Below are 15,158 nucleotides of genomic sequence, written 5' to 3'. Positions count from 1 at the left end.
CTACTGGTTGTCTTCAGAGACAGGTGCTTCGGGACATGGCGCTTCGGACCTGTCCCCAGAGTCAGGTGTGCCATGGTAGTCGGCCGCGCCGAGGTAGCCGGCGCGGGCCAGGGCCTCGCGCGTCAGCGGCGGCGCGGCGGCGCGGGCCGGCTCGTCGCCGGCGCCGAGCAGGCGGGCGACGTAGCGGGCCATCAGGTCGACCTCGAGGTTGAGCGCGTCGCCGACCTTGCGCTCGCCCAGCGTCGTCACCGCGAGCGTGTGCGGGATCAGGCCGACGGCGAACCCGCGGGCGTCGACCTCGTTGACGGTGAGGCTGACGCCGTCGACGCACACGCTGCCCTTGACGGCGATGAAGCGCGCCAGCTCGGCCGGCACGTCGAACCACACCTCGAGCGCGTCGCCGCGGACGACCCGGCTGCGCACGCGCGCGAGGCCGTCGACGTGGCCCGACACGAGGTGCCCGCCGAGCGCGTCGCCGAGGCGCAGCGCCGGCTCGAGGTGGACGCGGCTGCCCGTTCGCAGCTCGCCGAGAGTCGTCACCGCCAGCGTCTCGAACGCCGCCTCGACCGTGAAGTCGCGCGCGGTCGAGGCGACCACGGTGAGGCACACGCCGGAGATCGCTACGCTGGCGCCGAGGCTGCGATCGCCCTCGGACAGGGCGTAGGCGATCACGAAGGTGCGTCGCTGCGCGCCGGGGATCACGCGCTCGACAGTGCCGACGCCGCGCACGAGGCCGGTGAACATGCGGGGGTTATGGCACAGATCACCGGCCGGTGCGACGGCCCGCAGCGGCCGCCGCTCGCGTCATCTCTCGCGTTCAGCGGGGTCCACGGCGGGGTCCCCGGGCGGGCTCAGGACGGTGAGCCCGTCGACCCCGACGTCGGTGCGCAGCAGCGGACGAAGCCGCATGGCGTCGGCGACCGCCGCGACCTTGAGCCCCGCCGCCGCCGGCCTCCCGTCGCCGAGCACCACCGGCGCATGGAACCAATAGAACCGCTGCCACGCGCCGGCGGCGACGAAGCTGGCGATCATCCGCCCGCCGCCCTCGACCAGCAGCGAACGCAGCGGCAGCTGGCCCAGCGCCTGCAACGCCCCGCCGACGTCGACCCGACCCTCGGCGTCGCCGGCCAGCTCGATGCGCCGCACGCCCAGCTCCTCCACGGCCCGCTGGGCCGAGGCCGGCGCGCGCCCGGTGTGCAGCACCACAGTGCCCGGACGCAACAGCGTCGGCCGCCTCACTGCCCCCGCCACGCGCAGCGCGCTGTCGAAGATGACCGGCAGCGGATCGACGCCGGTGACCATGCGCACCGACAGCGCGGGATCGTCGCGCAGCACAGTGTCGGCGCCGACGGCGATCGCGTGGTGACGGGCCCGCAACCAGTGCCCCAGCCGCCGCGCCGGCTCGCCGGTGATCCACTTGCTGTCCCCCGAGCCAGCCGCGATCTGGCCGTCGAGCGACGAGGCGATCTTCAACGTCACGAACGGCAGCCGCGTCGCCTCGTGGTGCAGGTAGTGCTCGTGCGCCGACGCGCACGCGCCCGCGAGCACGCCGTGGCGCACGCGGATGCCCGCCGCGCGCAGCAGCTCGAGGCCGCGTCCGCCGGCGTGGGCGGCCGGATCGAGCGCGCCGACCACGACCTCGGCGACGCCGGCGGCGATCAGCGCCCCGGTGCACGGCGGCGTGCGACCGAAGTGCGAGCACGGCTCGAGCGTGACGTAGACCGTCGCGCCCCGCGCGGCCGCACCGGCCTGCGAAAGCGCGGAGACCTCGGCGTGCGGCCCCCCGGTGACCGCGCTGCGGCCGGCGCCGACGACCCGCTCGCCCTGCACGACGATCGCGCCGACGCACGGGTTCGGGTAGGTCGCGCCGGTGCCGGAGCGGGCCAGGGCAACGGCCGCGCCCATCAGTCGAACGTCCCGCGCCTCGGCCGACTCGCCGACCGTCGGCACGCTCGCCAGCGCCGCCGCGAGCGCGGCCGGCCCGTCGTCGGCGACCCCGCTCGCTCCGCCGAGCAGATCGGCCAGCTCCGGCGTGATCACGAGACCTCGCTGTCCGGCACCGCGGCCGCGGCCGACCTGTCCCCAGAGTCAGCCTCGTCCTCGGCCTCGACGAACAGCCGGCTCGGCGCGCTGACCTGGATCTGCCCGCGCGCGTCGATCTCGAACAGCGTGCGCTGGCCCTCGGGGCTGGTGTGCGCGGCCTTCTCCATCTGGTTCAAGAGGTGCACGAACTCGTCGACGTTGTGATAGACGCCGTGACTGGCGAGGTAGCGGACGTACGCGACGAGGTCGAGCGGACGGAGCAGTCGGGTGACGCGATCGGCGATCTCTTCGGCGCGGATCTCCCGCTCCCCGCGTGTCGCGGCCCACAGCTCGACCGCGCCGATCAGCGCCTCGATCTGCTCGTCGTCGACCGGCCGCTTGTGACACACGCGCTGCAGCCCGGCGCGGATCTTGTTGCGGTCGAACGCCTGCTTGCCGCCGCCGCGCTTGAGCACGACCGGCGGGGTCGTCTCGATGCGCTCATACGTCGTGAAGCGGTGGTTGCAGTCGAGGCACGCCCGCCGCCGCCGGATCGCACCGCCGTCCCGACTCTCCCTCGAGTCGAGGACCTTGATGCTCCCGCTGCGGCAGACCGGGCAGAGCAACCTACCCCCCGGGCTCCAGCTTCTCGACCCGCCGGGCGTGTCGCCCCCCGGCGAAGCGGGCGTCGAGGAAGGTCCTGAGCAGGACCTTCGCCAGCTCGACGCCGACCACCCGCGCGCCCAGGCAGAGCACGTTGGCGTCGTTGTGCTCGCGGGCCATCGCCGCGCTGAACGGATCCATCACCACCGCGGCGCGGATGCCCGCCTGCTTGTTGGCCGCCATGGCCATGCCCTGACCTGTCCCACAGACCAGGAGGCCGAGCGAGCCCGGATCGGCCTTCACGCGCCCGCTGACGGCCACCGCGACGTCCGGGTAGTCGACCGACTCGCTGGCCGCCGACGGCCCCGTCTCGCTCGCGACTTCGTGGCCGAACGCCGCGACCGCGGCCGCGAGCTCGCGCCGGAGGTCGATCGCCGCGTGGTCGCTGCCGAGGTGCACGCGCATGGTCGTCCTAGCCTACTCGCTTGAGCACGAGGCACGCGTTGGTGCCGCCGAAGCCGAAGCTGTTGGAGAGGGCGACGTCGACCGCGACCTTGCGCGCCTCGTGCGGCACGTAGTCGAGGTCGCACTCCGGATCGGGGTCGTCGAGGTTGATGGTCGGCGGCAGCACCTGGTGGTGCAGCGCGAGGGCGCAGATCGCCGCCTCGAGCCCGCCGGTGGCCCCGAGCAGGTGGCCGTGCATCGACTTCGTCGACGACACCGCCAGCTTGCGCGCGTGCTCGCCGAACACCGCCTTGATCGCGCCGGTCTCGGTCGCGTCGGCGCTGGTCGAGGTGCCGTGCGCGTTGATGTAGCCGACCGCCTCGGGGGCGAGCCCGGCGTCGCGCAGCGCGAGCCGCATGCACCGCTGCGCACCCTCGCCGTCGGGCGACGGCGCGGTGATGTGATGCGCGTCCGAGGTGGCCGAGTAGCCGACGATCTCGGCGTAGATCCGGGCCCCGCGGGCCTTGGCGCGCTCCCACTCCTCGAGGATCACGAGCCCCGCGCCCTCGCTGAGGACGAAGCCGTCGCGGCTCAGCGTGAACGGCCGCGACGCCTTCGTCGGCTCGTCGTTGCGGGTCGACAGCGCCCGCATCGACGCGAACCCGCCGACGGCCAGCGGCGAGACCGTGGCCTCGGTGCCGCCCGCGATCATCACGTCGGCGCCGCCGCGGGCGATCAGGTGGAACGCCTCGCCGATGCTGTGCGCGCCGGTCGAGCAGGCCGACACGTGGCTCATGTTCGGCCCGCGGTAGTTGTGGCGGATCGAGATCTGTCCGGGCGCGAGGTTGACGATGATCGCCGGCACGAAGTAGGGGCTGATGCCGTGGCGCGGCCCCTTCTCGCGCAGCGAGTCGTGCGTCGCCTCGAGGACCGGCAGGCCGCCGAGGCCGGCGCCGACGTAGACGCCGAAGCGCTCGGGGTCGTCGGGCGGCCCCAGCTTCGCGTCCTCGACCGCCATCGCCGCGGCCGCGATCGCGTACTGGATGAAGAGGTCCATCTGCCGGACCTCTTTTTTGGGGATCCAGCGCGTCGGGTCGAAGTCACGCACCTCGCCGGCGATGCGCGTCGTCATCGCGCTCGCGTCGAACCGCGTGATCGGCCCGATCCCCGACCTGCCCGCGCACAAGCTCCGCCAGTTCTCGTCGTTGCCGACGCCCAGCGGGCTGATGAGCCCCACTCCCGTGACCGCGACCCTACGCCCCGTCACATGGACCTCTCAGGCCTTGCGGCGCGCGCGGATGTAGTTCACCGCGTCGCCGACGGTCTTGATGTTCTCGACCTCTTCGTCGGGGATCTTGATCTCGAAGTGCTCCTCGAACGCGAGGACGAGCTCGACGATCGCCAGCGAGTCGGCGCCGAGGTCGTCGGTGAAGATCTTGTCCAGCGTGCAGTCCTCGGGCTTCACGTCGAGCTGCTCACGGACGATTTCGATGACCTGCTTCTCGATGTCGGATGTCGTCATACTGGTTCCCTCTCCAGACGGGTCACAAGCGGCGAACAAAGCGGATGAACTCGGGCTCTCACATGCGCAGGCCGCCGTTGATCGCGAGGACTTGCCCCGTGACGTAGGCGGCGGCCGGCGCGGCCAGATAGGCGACGGCCTCGGCGACCTCTTCGGGCCGGCCGATCCGGCCGAGCGGGATCTGCTTGAGCAGCGCCTCGCGGGCGTCGCCGTGGACGCTCGCGGCGGTCATGTCGGTCTCGAAGAAGCCCGGCGTGACGGCGTTGACGGTCACGCCGCGGCTGGCGAACTCGCGGGCGAGCGAGCGGGTCAGGCCGAGCATGCCGGCCTTGGCGGCGGCGTACATCGCCTGCCCCGCGTTGCCCTGCTCGCCGATCACGCTGCTGATGTTGATGATGCGGCCGTCGGCCTTGGCCTTGAGCAAATGGCGAGCGGCCGCCTTGGCACAGAAGAACGCGCCCTTGAGGTTCACGTCGAGCACGCGCTGGAAGTCGGCCGGCGAGGCGCGCATGAGCAGCGCGTCGATCGAGATCCCGGCGTTGTTGACGAGGATGTGCAGGCCGCCGAGCTCGGCGACGACCCGCTGCACACCGGCCTCCACCGCGGCGGCGTCGGCGACGTCGAACCCGAACGGCTTGGCCGCGCCGCCCTCGCCGACGATCTCGTCGCACAGCTCGCGGGCAGCGTCCTCGCGGGCGGCGTAGTTGACCGCCACCGTCGCGCCGCGCTGCGCCAGCAGGCGAGCGATCGCCCGCCCGATGCCACGCGAGGCGCCGGTGACGAGCGCGACGCGCCCGGTGAGCGCGAGCGACGGCGGCAGCGCCCTGGCTTGAGGATTGGCTTCGTGGCCCGACACTAGGTGCCGAGCTTTAGCACATCGAGGTCCGCCGGGGAACCGACGGCGACGAGCGAGAAGCCCTTGTCGATGCGTTTAATCAAGTTGCTGAGCACTTTGCCGTGCCCGAGCTCGAGCCCGCGAGAGATATCCATGCGCATCACCGTTCGCACGCTCGCCTCCCAGCGGACGCGGCCGGTGATCTGGCGAACGAGTCGATCGCGGACGGCTTGCGGGTCCTCCGTCAGCGGATACGGCTCGGCATCGACGTTCGCGATCACGGGCGCACGCGGCGCGGCGATGGCGATGTCGGCGAGCGCAGCGGCGACGCGCTCGGCCGCGGGCTGCATCAACGCGCAGTGGAACGGCGCCGACACGTTGAGCTTCATCGCTTTCGCGCGACCTTCCTTCGCGCGCGCGACCACTCGGTCGACCGCCGCCGCGTGACCGGCGATCACGATCTGTCCGCCGCCGTTCTCGTTCGCGGGGCTGACGACCTCGCCCCCCACGCTCGCTTCTTCGCACCACTGCTCGAGCGCGGCCGGGTCGGCGCCCATCACCGCCGCCATCGCGCCGACGCCCGCGGGCACGGCCTCTTGCATCGCTAGGCCGCGCAGACGCACCAGCTTGACCGCGTCGACGAACGACAGCGCGCCCGCGGCGACCAGCGCCGAGAACTCGCCGAGGCTGTGACCGAGCAGCGCGGCCGGCTGCAGCCCGAGCTCGCTCGTGACCACCGTCCACACGGCGATGCTGCAGGTGAGGATCGCCGGCTGGGTGTTGGCGGTCCGCGCCAGCGCCTCGGCCGGGCCCTCGAAGCACAGCTGTGACAGCGACTCGCCGAGCGCCTCGTCGGCCTCGGCGAACACGCGCCGCGCGGCCGGGAACGCCTCGGCGAGCGCCTTGCCCATGCCGGGCTCCTGGCTGCCCTGGCCGGGGAACATGAAGGCGAGCGGCCGGGTGCCCCCGGCGCTGTCCGAAGAGACATGTTCATTCATGCAGGTGAATCCTCGCGCTTGGCGGCGGCGAACAGCTCGCGGTGATCGCCGATCGCGGCCCGCAGCGCCGGCGTGAGGTCGCGCGCCGCATAGTCGGCGGCGAGCCGGATCCCGCCCGCGAGCGCCTTTGGCCCGGCGCCGCCGTGACAGATGATCGCGACCCCGTCGACGCCGAGCAGCGGCGCGCCGCCGTACGAGTCGGGGTCGAGCTGGTCGCCCAGGGCGCGGAAGGCCGGGCGCAGGATCAGCCCGCCGAGCTTCGTGCGCGCGGTCTTCATCACCGCCGCGCGCAAGAACCCGACGATCCCGCTCGCGGTGCCCTCCATCACCTTGAGCGCGACGTTGCCCGTGAACCCGTCGGTGACGATGACGTCGACCGTGTCCTTAAAGAAGTCCTTACCCTCGACGTAGCCGTGGAAGGTGAAGGCCGGGCTCGGGTGGGCCGACAGCAGGCGGTGAGCCGCGCGCGTGAGGTCGGTGCCCTTGCCCTCCTCGCTGCCGTTCGACAGCACCCCGACGCGCGGCTTCTTGCCGTGCGCGGTGTTGGCGAAGATCGCCCCCATCACCGCGAACTGCACGAGGTTGATCGGCTTGCAGTCGACGTTCGCGCCCATGTCGATGAGCACGCACGGGCCGCCCTTCGGCCGCGGGAAGCTCGAGACGATCGCCGGGCGATCGATGCCCTTGAGCCGGCCGAAGCGAAACAGCCCGCACGCGAGCATCGCCCCCGAATTGCCGGCCGAGACCACCGCGGCAGCCTGACCGCGGCGGACCAGGTCGAAGCACACGAGCATCGACGCGTCGGGCTTCGAGCGCACCACCTTGGAGGGTGTGTCCTCCATGGTGATCGTCTCGGACGCGTGATGGACGGTGATCCCGTCCTCGCCGTCGAAGCGAGAGATCCCGAGGAGCGCGAGCTGCGGCACGAGACGCGCCCGGTCCCCGACGAGGATCACTTCTTGCCCGGCGCGCGCGGCGAGGACTGCGGCCTCGACCTCGACGAAGGGACAGTGATCACCGCCGAAGGCGTCGAGCGCGATCTTCCTCGTCGCCGCCACCTCTTACTCTTGCGCGATCGCGATCACCTCACGACCCTTGTAGTGGCCACAGGCCGGGCACACGTGGTGGCTACGCACGCGCTCCTGGCAGTTCGGGCAGGCGACGAGGGTCGGCGCCGAGCGCTTGTCGTGGTGGGCACGCCGCATGTCGCGACGGGACTGGGACTTCTTCTTCTTGGGGACAGCCATGACACGTACCGCCTTGGAAGCGGGGGCGGGAGTCTAGCGCTTTTCCCGGCGCCACAATCGGCGCAGGGGGCGGTAGAGCGCCCGGAGGACCTGAGATAACTCAAACCTCCGGGCAGGGATCACTGCTTCTTCTTGCCGGACGGCTTCGGCGACGACTTCGCCGCGGGCTTGCCCGAGGCCTTGCTCGGCGCCTTGCCCGACTTGCCCGACTTGCCGGCCGGCCCGGCCGACTTGCCGGCGCCGCCCGACTTGCCCGCGGGCGCAGAGGACGATCTGCTCGCCGGCTTTGCGATCTTGCCGGCTTTCTTGCCGGCCGAGGGGACCTTGTCGCCGGGTCGCGGCTCGGGCTCGCCGAACCCGGGATCGAATTCTTCATCGCCGGGAATAGGGCCGGCGAAGCCCTGGTTGTCGGCGGAGGTGTCGTCGTCCTCGTCCACGCCGGAGTCGGCCAGCTGCCGCAAGGCCGCTTGCCATGAGGTCGTGGGCTTGGCCGGCGCCTCACCCTCGCCCTCGTCCTTATCCTCAAGGGTGACGAGCGGCACCTGGGCGTCGGCCGCTCCGCACGCCGCGCACGGCCCCAGCGGCTGACCGTTCAGCTCGGCGCCGCAACGCATGCAGAGCCCGCGGCACGCCTCGCCGTAGGCGCACAGCGCCCGGATCGGATAGCTGAGCAGCACCTGCTCGACGAGCAGCGGCCGCAGGTCGATGCGCGTGCCCGAGAAGCTGCGCTCGTCCGGCGACTCGGTCTCGCTCTCCTCGTCGTCGGCGTCGCCGACGCGGTCGCGGACGAAGTGCACGCAAATCTCCCCGCCCGCCGAGACCGCCGCTGGCGCCAGGCAACGGGCGCAGGGGACGCTGTAGCCGCCCTGGATGGTGCCGCGGACCAAATAGCTGGTGCCCTCGCCGATCGGCGTGACCTCGAGCGACGTGGACCCGGCGCTCGTGACTTCCGCGTCGGTATGCGCCAGCACGGTCGCCATCCACGGCGCCGGGAGCTCCGCCTGGATGACGTAGGGACCCGGCCCGGAGCGAGCCAGGGCCACCAGATCGAGGTCAAGCTCCGGCGGGAGCTGCGTGCCGTCGTCGCGGGTCGCGGCCTTCATCCGGCCGCATGTAGCGCGTGGCGCCAGGCCTGTCAAACCGCCGCCAGCCCGGATCCTTTCGCCGCCAGCCCCAGATCCTTTGGTTGACACGACAAACGCGGATTGGCTATTGCCTCCCGGCCCTTGGTCGCCTCTGAGCCCACTGCGCGCCTCGGAGGCGCCGACGCGAGTCCCCGACCCGACGCGCCCGGCGACGTCCAGTCGATCGCCGCGCCGCCTCTCGCCCGCGTGCTCGAGTCCGGCGTCGTTCGCTCGCGCGTGCTCGCGGTGTCGTGCCTCGTCGGCGCCTGTCTGATCGGACTTGTCCCTCAGGACAGCCAGGCACGCACCCGCACCGGCGCGCTCGGGGTCGTCGCTCCGCCGGCGCCGCCGCTGCTGCCGAGCCTGCGCGCCGCCCCGGGCCTGCGCGCCGCCGACCTGGTCACCGGCCTCGGCGCGCCGCTGCTGCTCGGGCCGCCGCCGCGGACCACCCCGCGCCGCCTGCCCGGCGAGGCGCCTGCCGGCGAACCGCCCGCCGCCGAGGCGCCCGTCGAACCTGCCCCCGAGGACATGTCCGAAGCGCCAGCGCCTTCAGGACCTGTCCCCACGGGCAGCCCGCTGACGCGCCCGGCGCCCAACCTGCCGGCGCCGGCCGAGGAGGGCGAAGCCGACGCGGACGCCGACGCGCCGACGCCCGCCCCTGCCCCCGCGGAGGTCGCGGAGGGCCAGCTGTACGCGCCGATCGCCACCGCCGAGCCGAAGGAGGAGCCCGAGCCGCAGGAGGAGGCCCCGCGCTTCGTCAAGGGCAAGAGCGTCCCGCCGTTCTGGATCGATCGCACCTACACGACGCACCGCACGCGCGCGCTGACGCTGCCGCCGCTGTTCTTCCACCGCACGCCCGCGGCCAACCACCCGGAGAAGCTGTTCCACTTCGACCTGTCCTTGACGACAGGTTGGTACAGCCAGCGGACCGCCAAGCGGCGCTGGCTGTCGCCGGCGATCCTGTTCTTCGGCTCGTTCAGCGAGCGCACCACCAGCTGGGGCGCGGTGGCGCTGCTGATGGGCTACAAGCGGGTCGGCGAGCAGTACAGCTTCGGCCAGTTCCCGTTCGTCTGGCGGTGGGGCAACAAGTCGGTCAAGAACCTGGTGGTCGTCCCGTTCCACTACCACCAGAAGACGCCCGACAGCCTGCGCGGCTTCTCGGCGATCCTGTTCTGGTACGGCCACAAGAACACCACCGACAAGGACCCGCTCAACGACCTGCGCTACTTCGTCGGCTTCCCGCTGTTCTACCGCGTCACCCGCGGCCCGAGCACCGTCAACGTCGGCGTCCCGCTGTACCTCGGCGGCCAGAACAAGGCCCGCGGGGTCAAGTGGCACACGGTGCTGCCGCTCGTGCACTGGCAGTCGAGCGAGTACGGCAACCGCAAGGACCTGTGGACGCTGCTGTACGTGCAGCGCAGCGACAAGGCCCGCAGCCGGCGCGCGTGGGCCGTCCCGCCGCTCCTCACGTTCTCGAGCCAGACCCCGACGCGCAAGCTGTTCTCGGCCACGCCGCTGGTGTGGCGGTCCGAGAACCGCGACCGCGGCAGCGTCGCCTGGTCGGTGTTCCCGTGGGTCAGCTACCGCGACCCCGAGCAGCGCAACCGGGTGTTCTTCCCGCTGTTCTGGCAGTTCGGCGACGTCAAGGCCGGCGTCACCAGCAGCGTGTTCGTGCCCCTCGTCTACGCGCGCAAGAGCCCGCAGGACACGCGGGTCTACACGCTGCTCGGCGGCGGCCGCTCGGGCGAGAACGGCCGCTGGGGCTTCGGCATCACCCCGCTCCTCACCTTCGTGCGCAACGAGCCGGGCGGCAAGAGCTTCCAGGTCGTCACCCCGCTGTTCGGCCACTCGCACGACCCGAGCGCCTTCGACGGCAAGGGCTCGCGCACCGTCTCGGCCGGCGTGCTCGGCTACTACCGCCGCCGCGGCGAGCGCTGGGACGCCGGCTTCGCCCCGCTGGCGTTCGTCGGCCGCGACGGCACCCGCTCGTACCAGACCATCACCCCGCTGTTCTGGCACCGCCGCGACACCGACCCGCAGAAGCCGAGCGACCTGTGGGTGCTCGGCCCGATCTACGCCAAGAAGGTCAAGAGCGGCGGCCACGGCGGCCTCGCCCCGCTGGTGTTCGCCGGCCGTGACGACAAGTTCCGCTACGGCATCGTCCCGCCCTTGCTCTTCGGGCACGTCCACGACGTCGAGGCCCAGCGCTCGCGCACGGTGTCGCTGGTGTTCGCGCGCGACAAGGGCCCCGACCACCGCACTCTCGGCGTCCTCAACCTGTTCTGGGACGTGAAGCGCCCGGGCGGCGAGCGTCACACCGCCCTGTTCCCGCTGTTCTACCGCCGCCAGCGCGAGGGCAAGACGCTCACCCTCACTCCGCTGGGCGGCGCCTACCGCACGCCGGAGCAGCGCACCTGGTCGGCGGCCGCGCTTCTGTACGGCTTCCGCGGCTACAAGGATCCGACCCGCCGCGGCTTCGGCCTGATCCCGCTGGTCTTCTACGACCGCCGCAAGGTCGAGGGCGGCGTCGCCAGCAACCTCGTGGTCGCGCCGCTGTTCGCCCGCCACCGCGCGCCGAGCGAGGACCTCGACATGTGGTCGCCGCTGGTCTGGCGCACCGCCACCCGCGGCGAGAAGCCGCGCAAGAACCTCGCGGTCGTCCCGTTCTACTTCCGCCAGCGCCAGCCCGAGGGCATCGACGTCGACGCCGGGCTCGTGCTGCCGTTCTTCTACAGCCGCGACAAGGTCCGGCGCACCCACACGCTCATCGCCGGCCCGGCGTTCCACCGCCTGACCCGCACCTCGCTCAACGCCGGCGTGGTCCCGCTCTACTGGTGGCACGACTCGGTCGACAAGCGGCGCCTGGTCTCGCTGCCGCTCATCTTCCACCAGGCCGACAAGAACAAGCTCGAGCACACCACCATCGCGGTGCCGCTGTGGTTCGACCGCCGGCGCGCCAACGGTCGCCGCTCGTGGGTCGCGTTCCCGTTCGTGGTCGGCGTGAAGGGTCAGTTCAACTTCACGCGCTTCAGCCTGACGCCGCCGATCTTCTTCGACATCTTCCGCCTCCACAAGAACTTCCGCTTCACCGGCGTGGTCCCGTTCGCGTTCCGCTACCAGAAGTGCGGCTTCCGCGAGGAGGACGACGATCGTTGCCGCTACACGCTGTGGGGCTCGTGGCCGCTGTTCCTCTACGGCAAGGACGGCAAGGGCCGCACCAGCCACGGCGCGCTGATGCTCTACTACTTCGACAAGGACCCGGGCGGCCGCCGGTTCCTCACCCTCCTGGGCGGCGCCAACGTGCGGCCCGGCGAGCGCCTCACCTGGTACGCGCTCAACTTCGGCCACACCACGACGCGGCAGTTCAAGACCACCGTCTTCTTCCCGCTGTTCTTCCGCAAGGCCTACCGGACCAAGGACCGCAGCACCACCGTCGTGCTGCCGCCGCTGTTCGTCGGCGCCCACCGCGAGGACTACCGGTGGTTCCAGGCCGGCCTGATGGTGTGGAACTTCCGCCGGCCGCACAAGGTGACGACCGTGGTCGCGCCGCCGCTCTTCTACACCGCGCACAGCTACGCCGAGCGGCGCATGACGTGGCTCCTCCCGCTGTTCCTGCGCGACAACAACTGGGCCAAGGACACCTCCTTCACCAGCGTCTTCCCGGCCCTGCTGTTCCAGCGCCGGCGCGGCCAGGACAACGACTGGGTCCAGTTCCCGCTGGTCTGGCACATCGAGCGCGGCGACAGCTCGGGCACCTTCGGCGCCTTCCTGTGGTGGGACATCCGCCGCAAGGGCCGCATCACCCAGGTCGTGCCGGCCCTGTGGGCGCGCCATCGCGGTCGCGGCCGCGACGTCCAGGTCGTCGGCCCCGGCCTCGGCTGGTGGTGGCGCGACGAGCAGCCGATCCGCGACGCCCAGGGCGAGTCGATCGGCACCAAGAAGGGCCTCCACTGGCGCGCCCTGTTCGGCATCCTCGGCGGCGGCAACGACGGCGTGCAGCGCTACTTCTCGCTGTTCGGCGGCCGGATCCCCCTGCGCCCCAAGGCCGTGTGGGAGCCCCGCCGCAAGCGCCTCAAGGCTGCCCAGCCGCCCGCCCCCAAGGCCCTGCCCGCGGCGAAGCCGGTGAGCCCGGCCGCGACGCCGGTCGAGAAGAAGCCCTGAGCGCCGGCGCGTCGGCCGCTGGCCCGCGAGACATGTCCCGACGAGCATTCCCGTGAGGACATGCCCATCAGGACATGCTGGTTCGGTCATGTTCGCAGGGACATAGGCGAGCGCCCCTCGCGAACCGCAAGAACGTCGAGCCCGCCGAGCCCGCTCTCGCCTCGCACGGCCGGCCTGGCCTAGCGACGACGGCTCGGGCCCCACGACCCCCGCAAAAGCCCGAGGGCCCCGGAGCGGCGCTCCGGAGCCCTCGTCGTGCGCGTGGAGACGCGCGGCTCACATCGGCTGGACGCCGCAGTCGTCGACCTCGCTGGGGACGCAGCCCTCGCAGTCCCAGCGGAAGTTGTCGAGCAGCGCCGCGGTCGACAGGTACTCGTCGGACATGTCGGCGAGGAAGAAGCCGACGGTGATCTCCGCGCCGGGCTGGACGCCGCCCTTGGCGGTGAACCAGTCGGAGCAGGCGTGGGTCTCGAAGCCGGTGCCGGCCAGCTGGGGCTCGTTGTTGGTGTAGCCCTTCTGGACGAAGTACGGGTCGAGCGCGGTGATGGTGATCGGCAGGCCCTTGGCCGGGTCGTTCGGGTCGGGGATGAAGGTGACGTTGCCGCTGTACGGGTCGATCGGCGGGACGGCGTTCGGGTCGTCGGGCGTGGGGTCGACCTGGTAGGCGATGAGCAGGTCGTTCCACACGGTGTCGACGTAGACCGGCCACTCGGCCGAGCAGAACGCGAACTCGAAGGTGTAGCCGAAGGTCCCCGGCGGCACGAGCGTCTTGAAGCTGAAGTAGATGCGGTCGTTGCCGTCGGCGTTCGTCATCTCCCACTGCGCCTGGATGGTGTCGGAGCAGTCGTTGTCGCCGGCGCCGTTGTCGCAGTCCTTGAACGGGGTGCCGCCGGCGCCGTTGTTGCTGCCGTTCTTGGCCTTGAAGGGCATCGGCAACGGCTGGTTGTCGGGGTTGCCGTTGTCGGTGGTGCCCTGGTTGTTGGGCGACTCGATGACCACGCCCTCCCCGTTCGGCGCCTTGATCTCGCCGTTCGAGATGATGAGGAAGGTGTCGCCCTCGCGCGGGCTGTACAGCCGCTGGTTCGGCGTAACCGGATCGTTGTCGTGGTCGAACATGTAGGTGCCGTAGCCCTTGGCCACCTGCCAGCTGACGTTGACCGGGTTCGAGTGCTGGAAGTCCGTCGTGACGATCGAGTTGTTCGGCGCGGCGTTGCAGATGCCCATCGCCTTCAACATGTTGGTCTTGTCGCCCTTGTCGCTGATGACCTCGGGCGTGTTGTCACAGACGACGTAGTCCGCGGGCGCCTGGCAGTTGGCCGGCTGGTACAGCGTGCAGTTGTTGAGGCAGAAGTCGTTCGGACCGCCGTTGGTCATGTTGCCGTCGTCGCACTGCTCGCCCCGATCCTTGACGCCGTTGCCGCACATCGCCGGGGTGAAGGTGCAGTCGGGCTCGCAACCGTCGCCCGCGTCCTGGTTGCCGTCGTCGCACACCTCGGGGTCCTCGACGGTGCCGTTGCCGCAGTTCTGCTGCGGCGTGGAGGTGAGGCAGTCGCCGCTGCACTCGTCACCGTCCTCGGTGTTGCCGTCGTCGCAGGCCTCGCCGGACTCGACCGTGCCGTTGCCGCACACCGCGGTGATGACACAGTTGGGCTCGCAACCGTCGCCCGCGTCCTGGTTGCCGTCGTCGCACTCCTCGTTGCCCTCTTGCACGCCGTTGCCACACTCCGGGTCCCCCTCGGTCACGCCCATCGTCGTCGTCGAATCGGTCGTGCCCTCGGTGGTGGTGGTCGTGGCGTCGGTCGTGGCCTGGGTCTCGCCCATGCTCATGCCCGTCGTCGGCGTGGTCGTCGTCGGCGTGGAGTCGCTCTCCGAGTTGCTGTTGCTGCCCGGCGTCGGGTTTGTGTCGGTGGAGTCGCTCGAGGTGTTGCCCTCGGTCTGGCCATCCGTGACGCCCGTGACGTTGTCGACGGCGTCACCGCACGCCGCGAGCGCAGTCACACACAGCCCGGTGGAGAAGAGTCGAAGCATGGAAGTCTTCATGGTCATGGTCCTGGGGTCGCTAAGTTTCGTGGCCCACCGCACGCGCGGGGGCGATCGCAAGCCAGCGTTTCCCATTCGCCACCCCCTTTCAAGAGCGTAAGTGCGTGACGCGCGACGTCGTGCTCGCGACACATCACGCAATTAAACGGCGACGCGGGCCGC

13 protein-coding genes are annotated in these 15,158 nt (G+C 71.3%); 1 reads left to right on the top strand and 12 read right to left on the bottom strand.

Translation table 11 applies throughout. The features are described 5' to 3' along the window. The 11 genes from O0S08_RS16210 to O0S08_RS16160 all read right to left on the bottom strand — a co-directional run bounded on the left by O0S08_RS16210 (position 1) and on the right by O0S08_RS16160 (position 8,774). Positions 1-744, bottom strand: coding sequence for a riboflavin synthase (locus tag O0S08_RS16210; protein ID WP_269040055.1), 744 nt, complete (start codon positions 742-744; stop codon positions 1-3). A 60-nt stretch (positions 745-804) separates the two neighbouring features. Next, the gene (gene ribD / locus O0S08_RS16205) at positions 805-2,040 is read right to left on the bottom strand and encodes a bifunctional diaminohydroxyphosphoribosylaminopyrimidine deaminase/5-amino-6-(5-phosphoribosylamino)uracil reductase RibD (RefSeq protein WP_269040054.1); all 1,236 of its coding nucleotides are present in this window, start codon (positions 2,038-2,040) and stop codon (positions 805-807) included. Further along, entirely contained in the window at positions 2,037-2,648 is a 612-nt protein-coding gene (gene nrdR, locus O0S08_RS16200; RefSeq protein ID WP_269040053.1) for a transcriptional regulator NrdR, read from the bottom strand. Before nrdR ends, ribD begins: the two co-directional genes overlap by 4 nt. Before the next feature lies 1 nt (position 2,649). Further along, positions 2,650-3,090: a ribose 5-phosphate isomerase B gene (gene rpiB, locus O0S08_RS16195; protein ID WP_269040052.1), complete on the bottom strand. Its 441-nt coding sequence runs from the start codon at positions 3,088-3,090 to the stop codon at positions 2,650-2,652. Positions 3,091-3,097: 7 nt separating this feature from the next. Then, positions 3,098-4,336 carry a beta-ketoacyl-ACP synthase II gene (gene fabF, locus O0S08_RS16190; protein WP_269040051.1) on the bottom strand — a complete coding sequence of 413 codons (1,239 nt, stop codon included), beginning with the start codon at positions 4,334-4,336 and terminating at the stop codon, positions 3,098-3,100. 9 nt (positions 4,337-4,345) lie between these two features. After that, complete coding sequence (gene acpP / locus O0S08_RS16185) at positions 4,346-4,591, bottom strand: acyl carrier protein (RefSeq protein ID WP_269040050.1); 246 nt, start codon at positions 4,589-4,591, stop codon at positions 4,346-4,348. A 58-nt stretch (positions 4,592-4,649) separates the two neighbouring features. Continuing rightward, positions 4,650-5,447 carry a 3-oxoacyl-ACP reductase family protein gene (locus tag O0S08_RS16180; RefSeq protein ID WP_269040049.1) on the bottom strand — a complete coding sequence of 266 codons (798 nt, stop codon included), beginning with the start codon at positions 5,445-5,447 and terminating at the stop codon, positions 4,650-4,652. Then, positions 5,447-6,424: an ACP S-malonyltransferase gene (gene fabD / locus O0S08_RS16175; RefSeq protein WP_269040048.1), complete on the bottom strand. Its 978-nt coding sequence runs from the start codon at positions 6,422-6,424 to the stop codon at positions 5,447-5,449. The genes O0S08_RS16180 and fabD overlap by 1 nt, the downstream gene beginning before the upstream one ends. Continuing rightward, positions 6,421-7,482: a phosphate acyltransferase PlsX gene (gene plsX, locus O0S08_RS16170; RefSeq protein ID WP_269040047.1), complete on the bottom strand. Its 1,062-nt coding sequence runs from the start codon at positions 7,480-7,482 to the stop codon at positions 6,421-6,423. The genes fabD and plsX overlap by 4 nt, the downstream gene beginning before the upstream one ends. 3 nt (positions 7,483-7,485) lie before the next feature. Further along, on the bottom strand, positions 7,486-7,671 hold the full coding sequence (gene rpmF / locus O0S08_RS16165) for a 50S ribosomal protein L32 (protein ID WP_269040046.1): 186 nt from the start codon (positions 7,669-7,671) through the stop codon (positions 7,486-7,488). Between the two features lie 119 nt (positions 7,672-7,790). After that, entirely contained in the window at positions 7,791-8,774 is a 984-nt protein-coding gene (locus O0S08_RS16160) for a YceD family protein (RefSeq protein ID WP_269040045.1), read from the bottom strand. 123 nt (positions 8,775-8,897) lie between these two features. On the opposite strand from O0S08_RS16160, the gene O0S08_RS16155 reads away from it, so the two are divergent. Beyond that, positions 8,898-12,956, top strand: a complete 4,059-nt coding sequence (locus O0S08_RS16155; RefSeq protein WP_269040044.1) for a hypothetical protein — start codon at positions 8,898-8,900, stop codon at positions 12,954-12,956. A gap of 276 nt (positions 12,957-13,232) precedes the next feature. Here O0S08_RS16155 and O0S08_RS16150 read toward each other — a convergent pair whose 3' ends face one another. Next, positions 13,233-14,996, bottom strand: a complete 1,764-nt coding sequence (locus O0S08_RS16150; protein ID WP_269040043.1) for a DUF4215 domain-containing protein — start codon at positions 14,994-14,996, stop codon at positions 13,233-13,235. Between the last annotated feature and the right edge of the window lie 162 nt (positions 14,997-15,158).

The sequence above is a fragment of the Nannocystis punicea genome (assembly GCF_026965555.1).
Classification (GTDB): Bacteria; Myxococcota_A; Polyangia; order Nannocystales; family Nannocystaceae; genus Nannocystis; species Nannocystis punicea.
The sequence above is the reverse complement of the archived record's forward strand: the minus strand, read 5'-3'. Positions and strand labels throughout refer to the sequence as shown.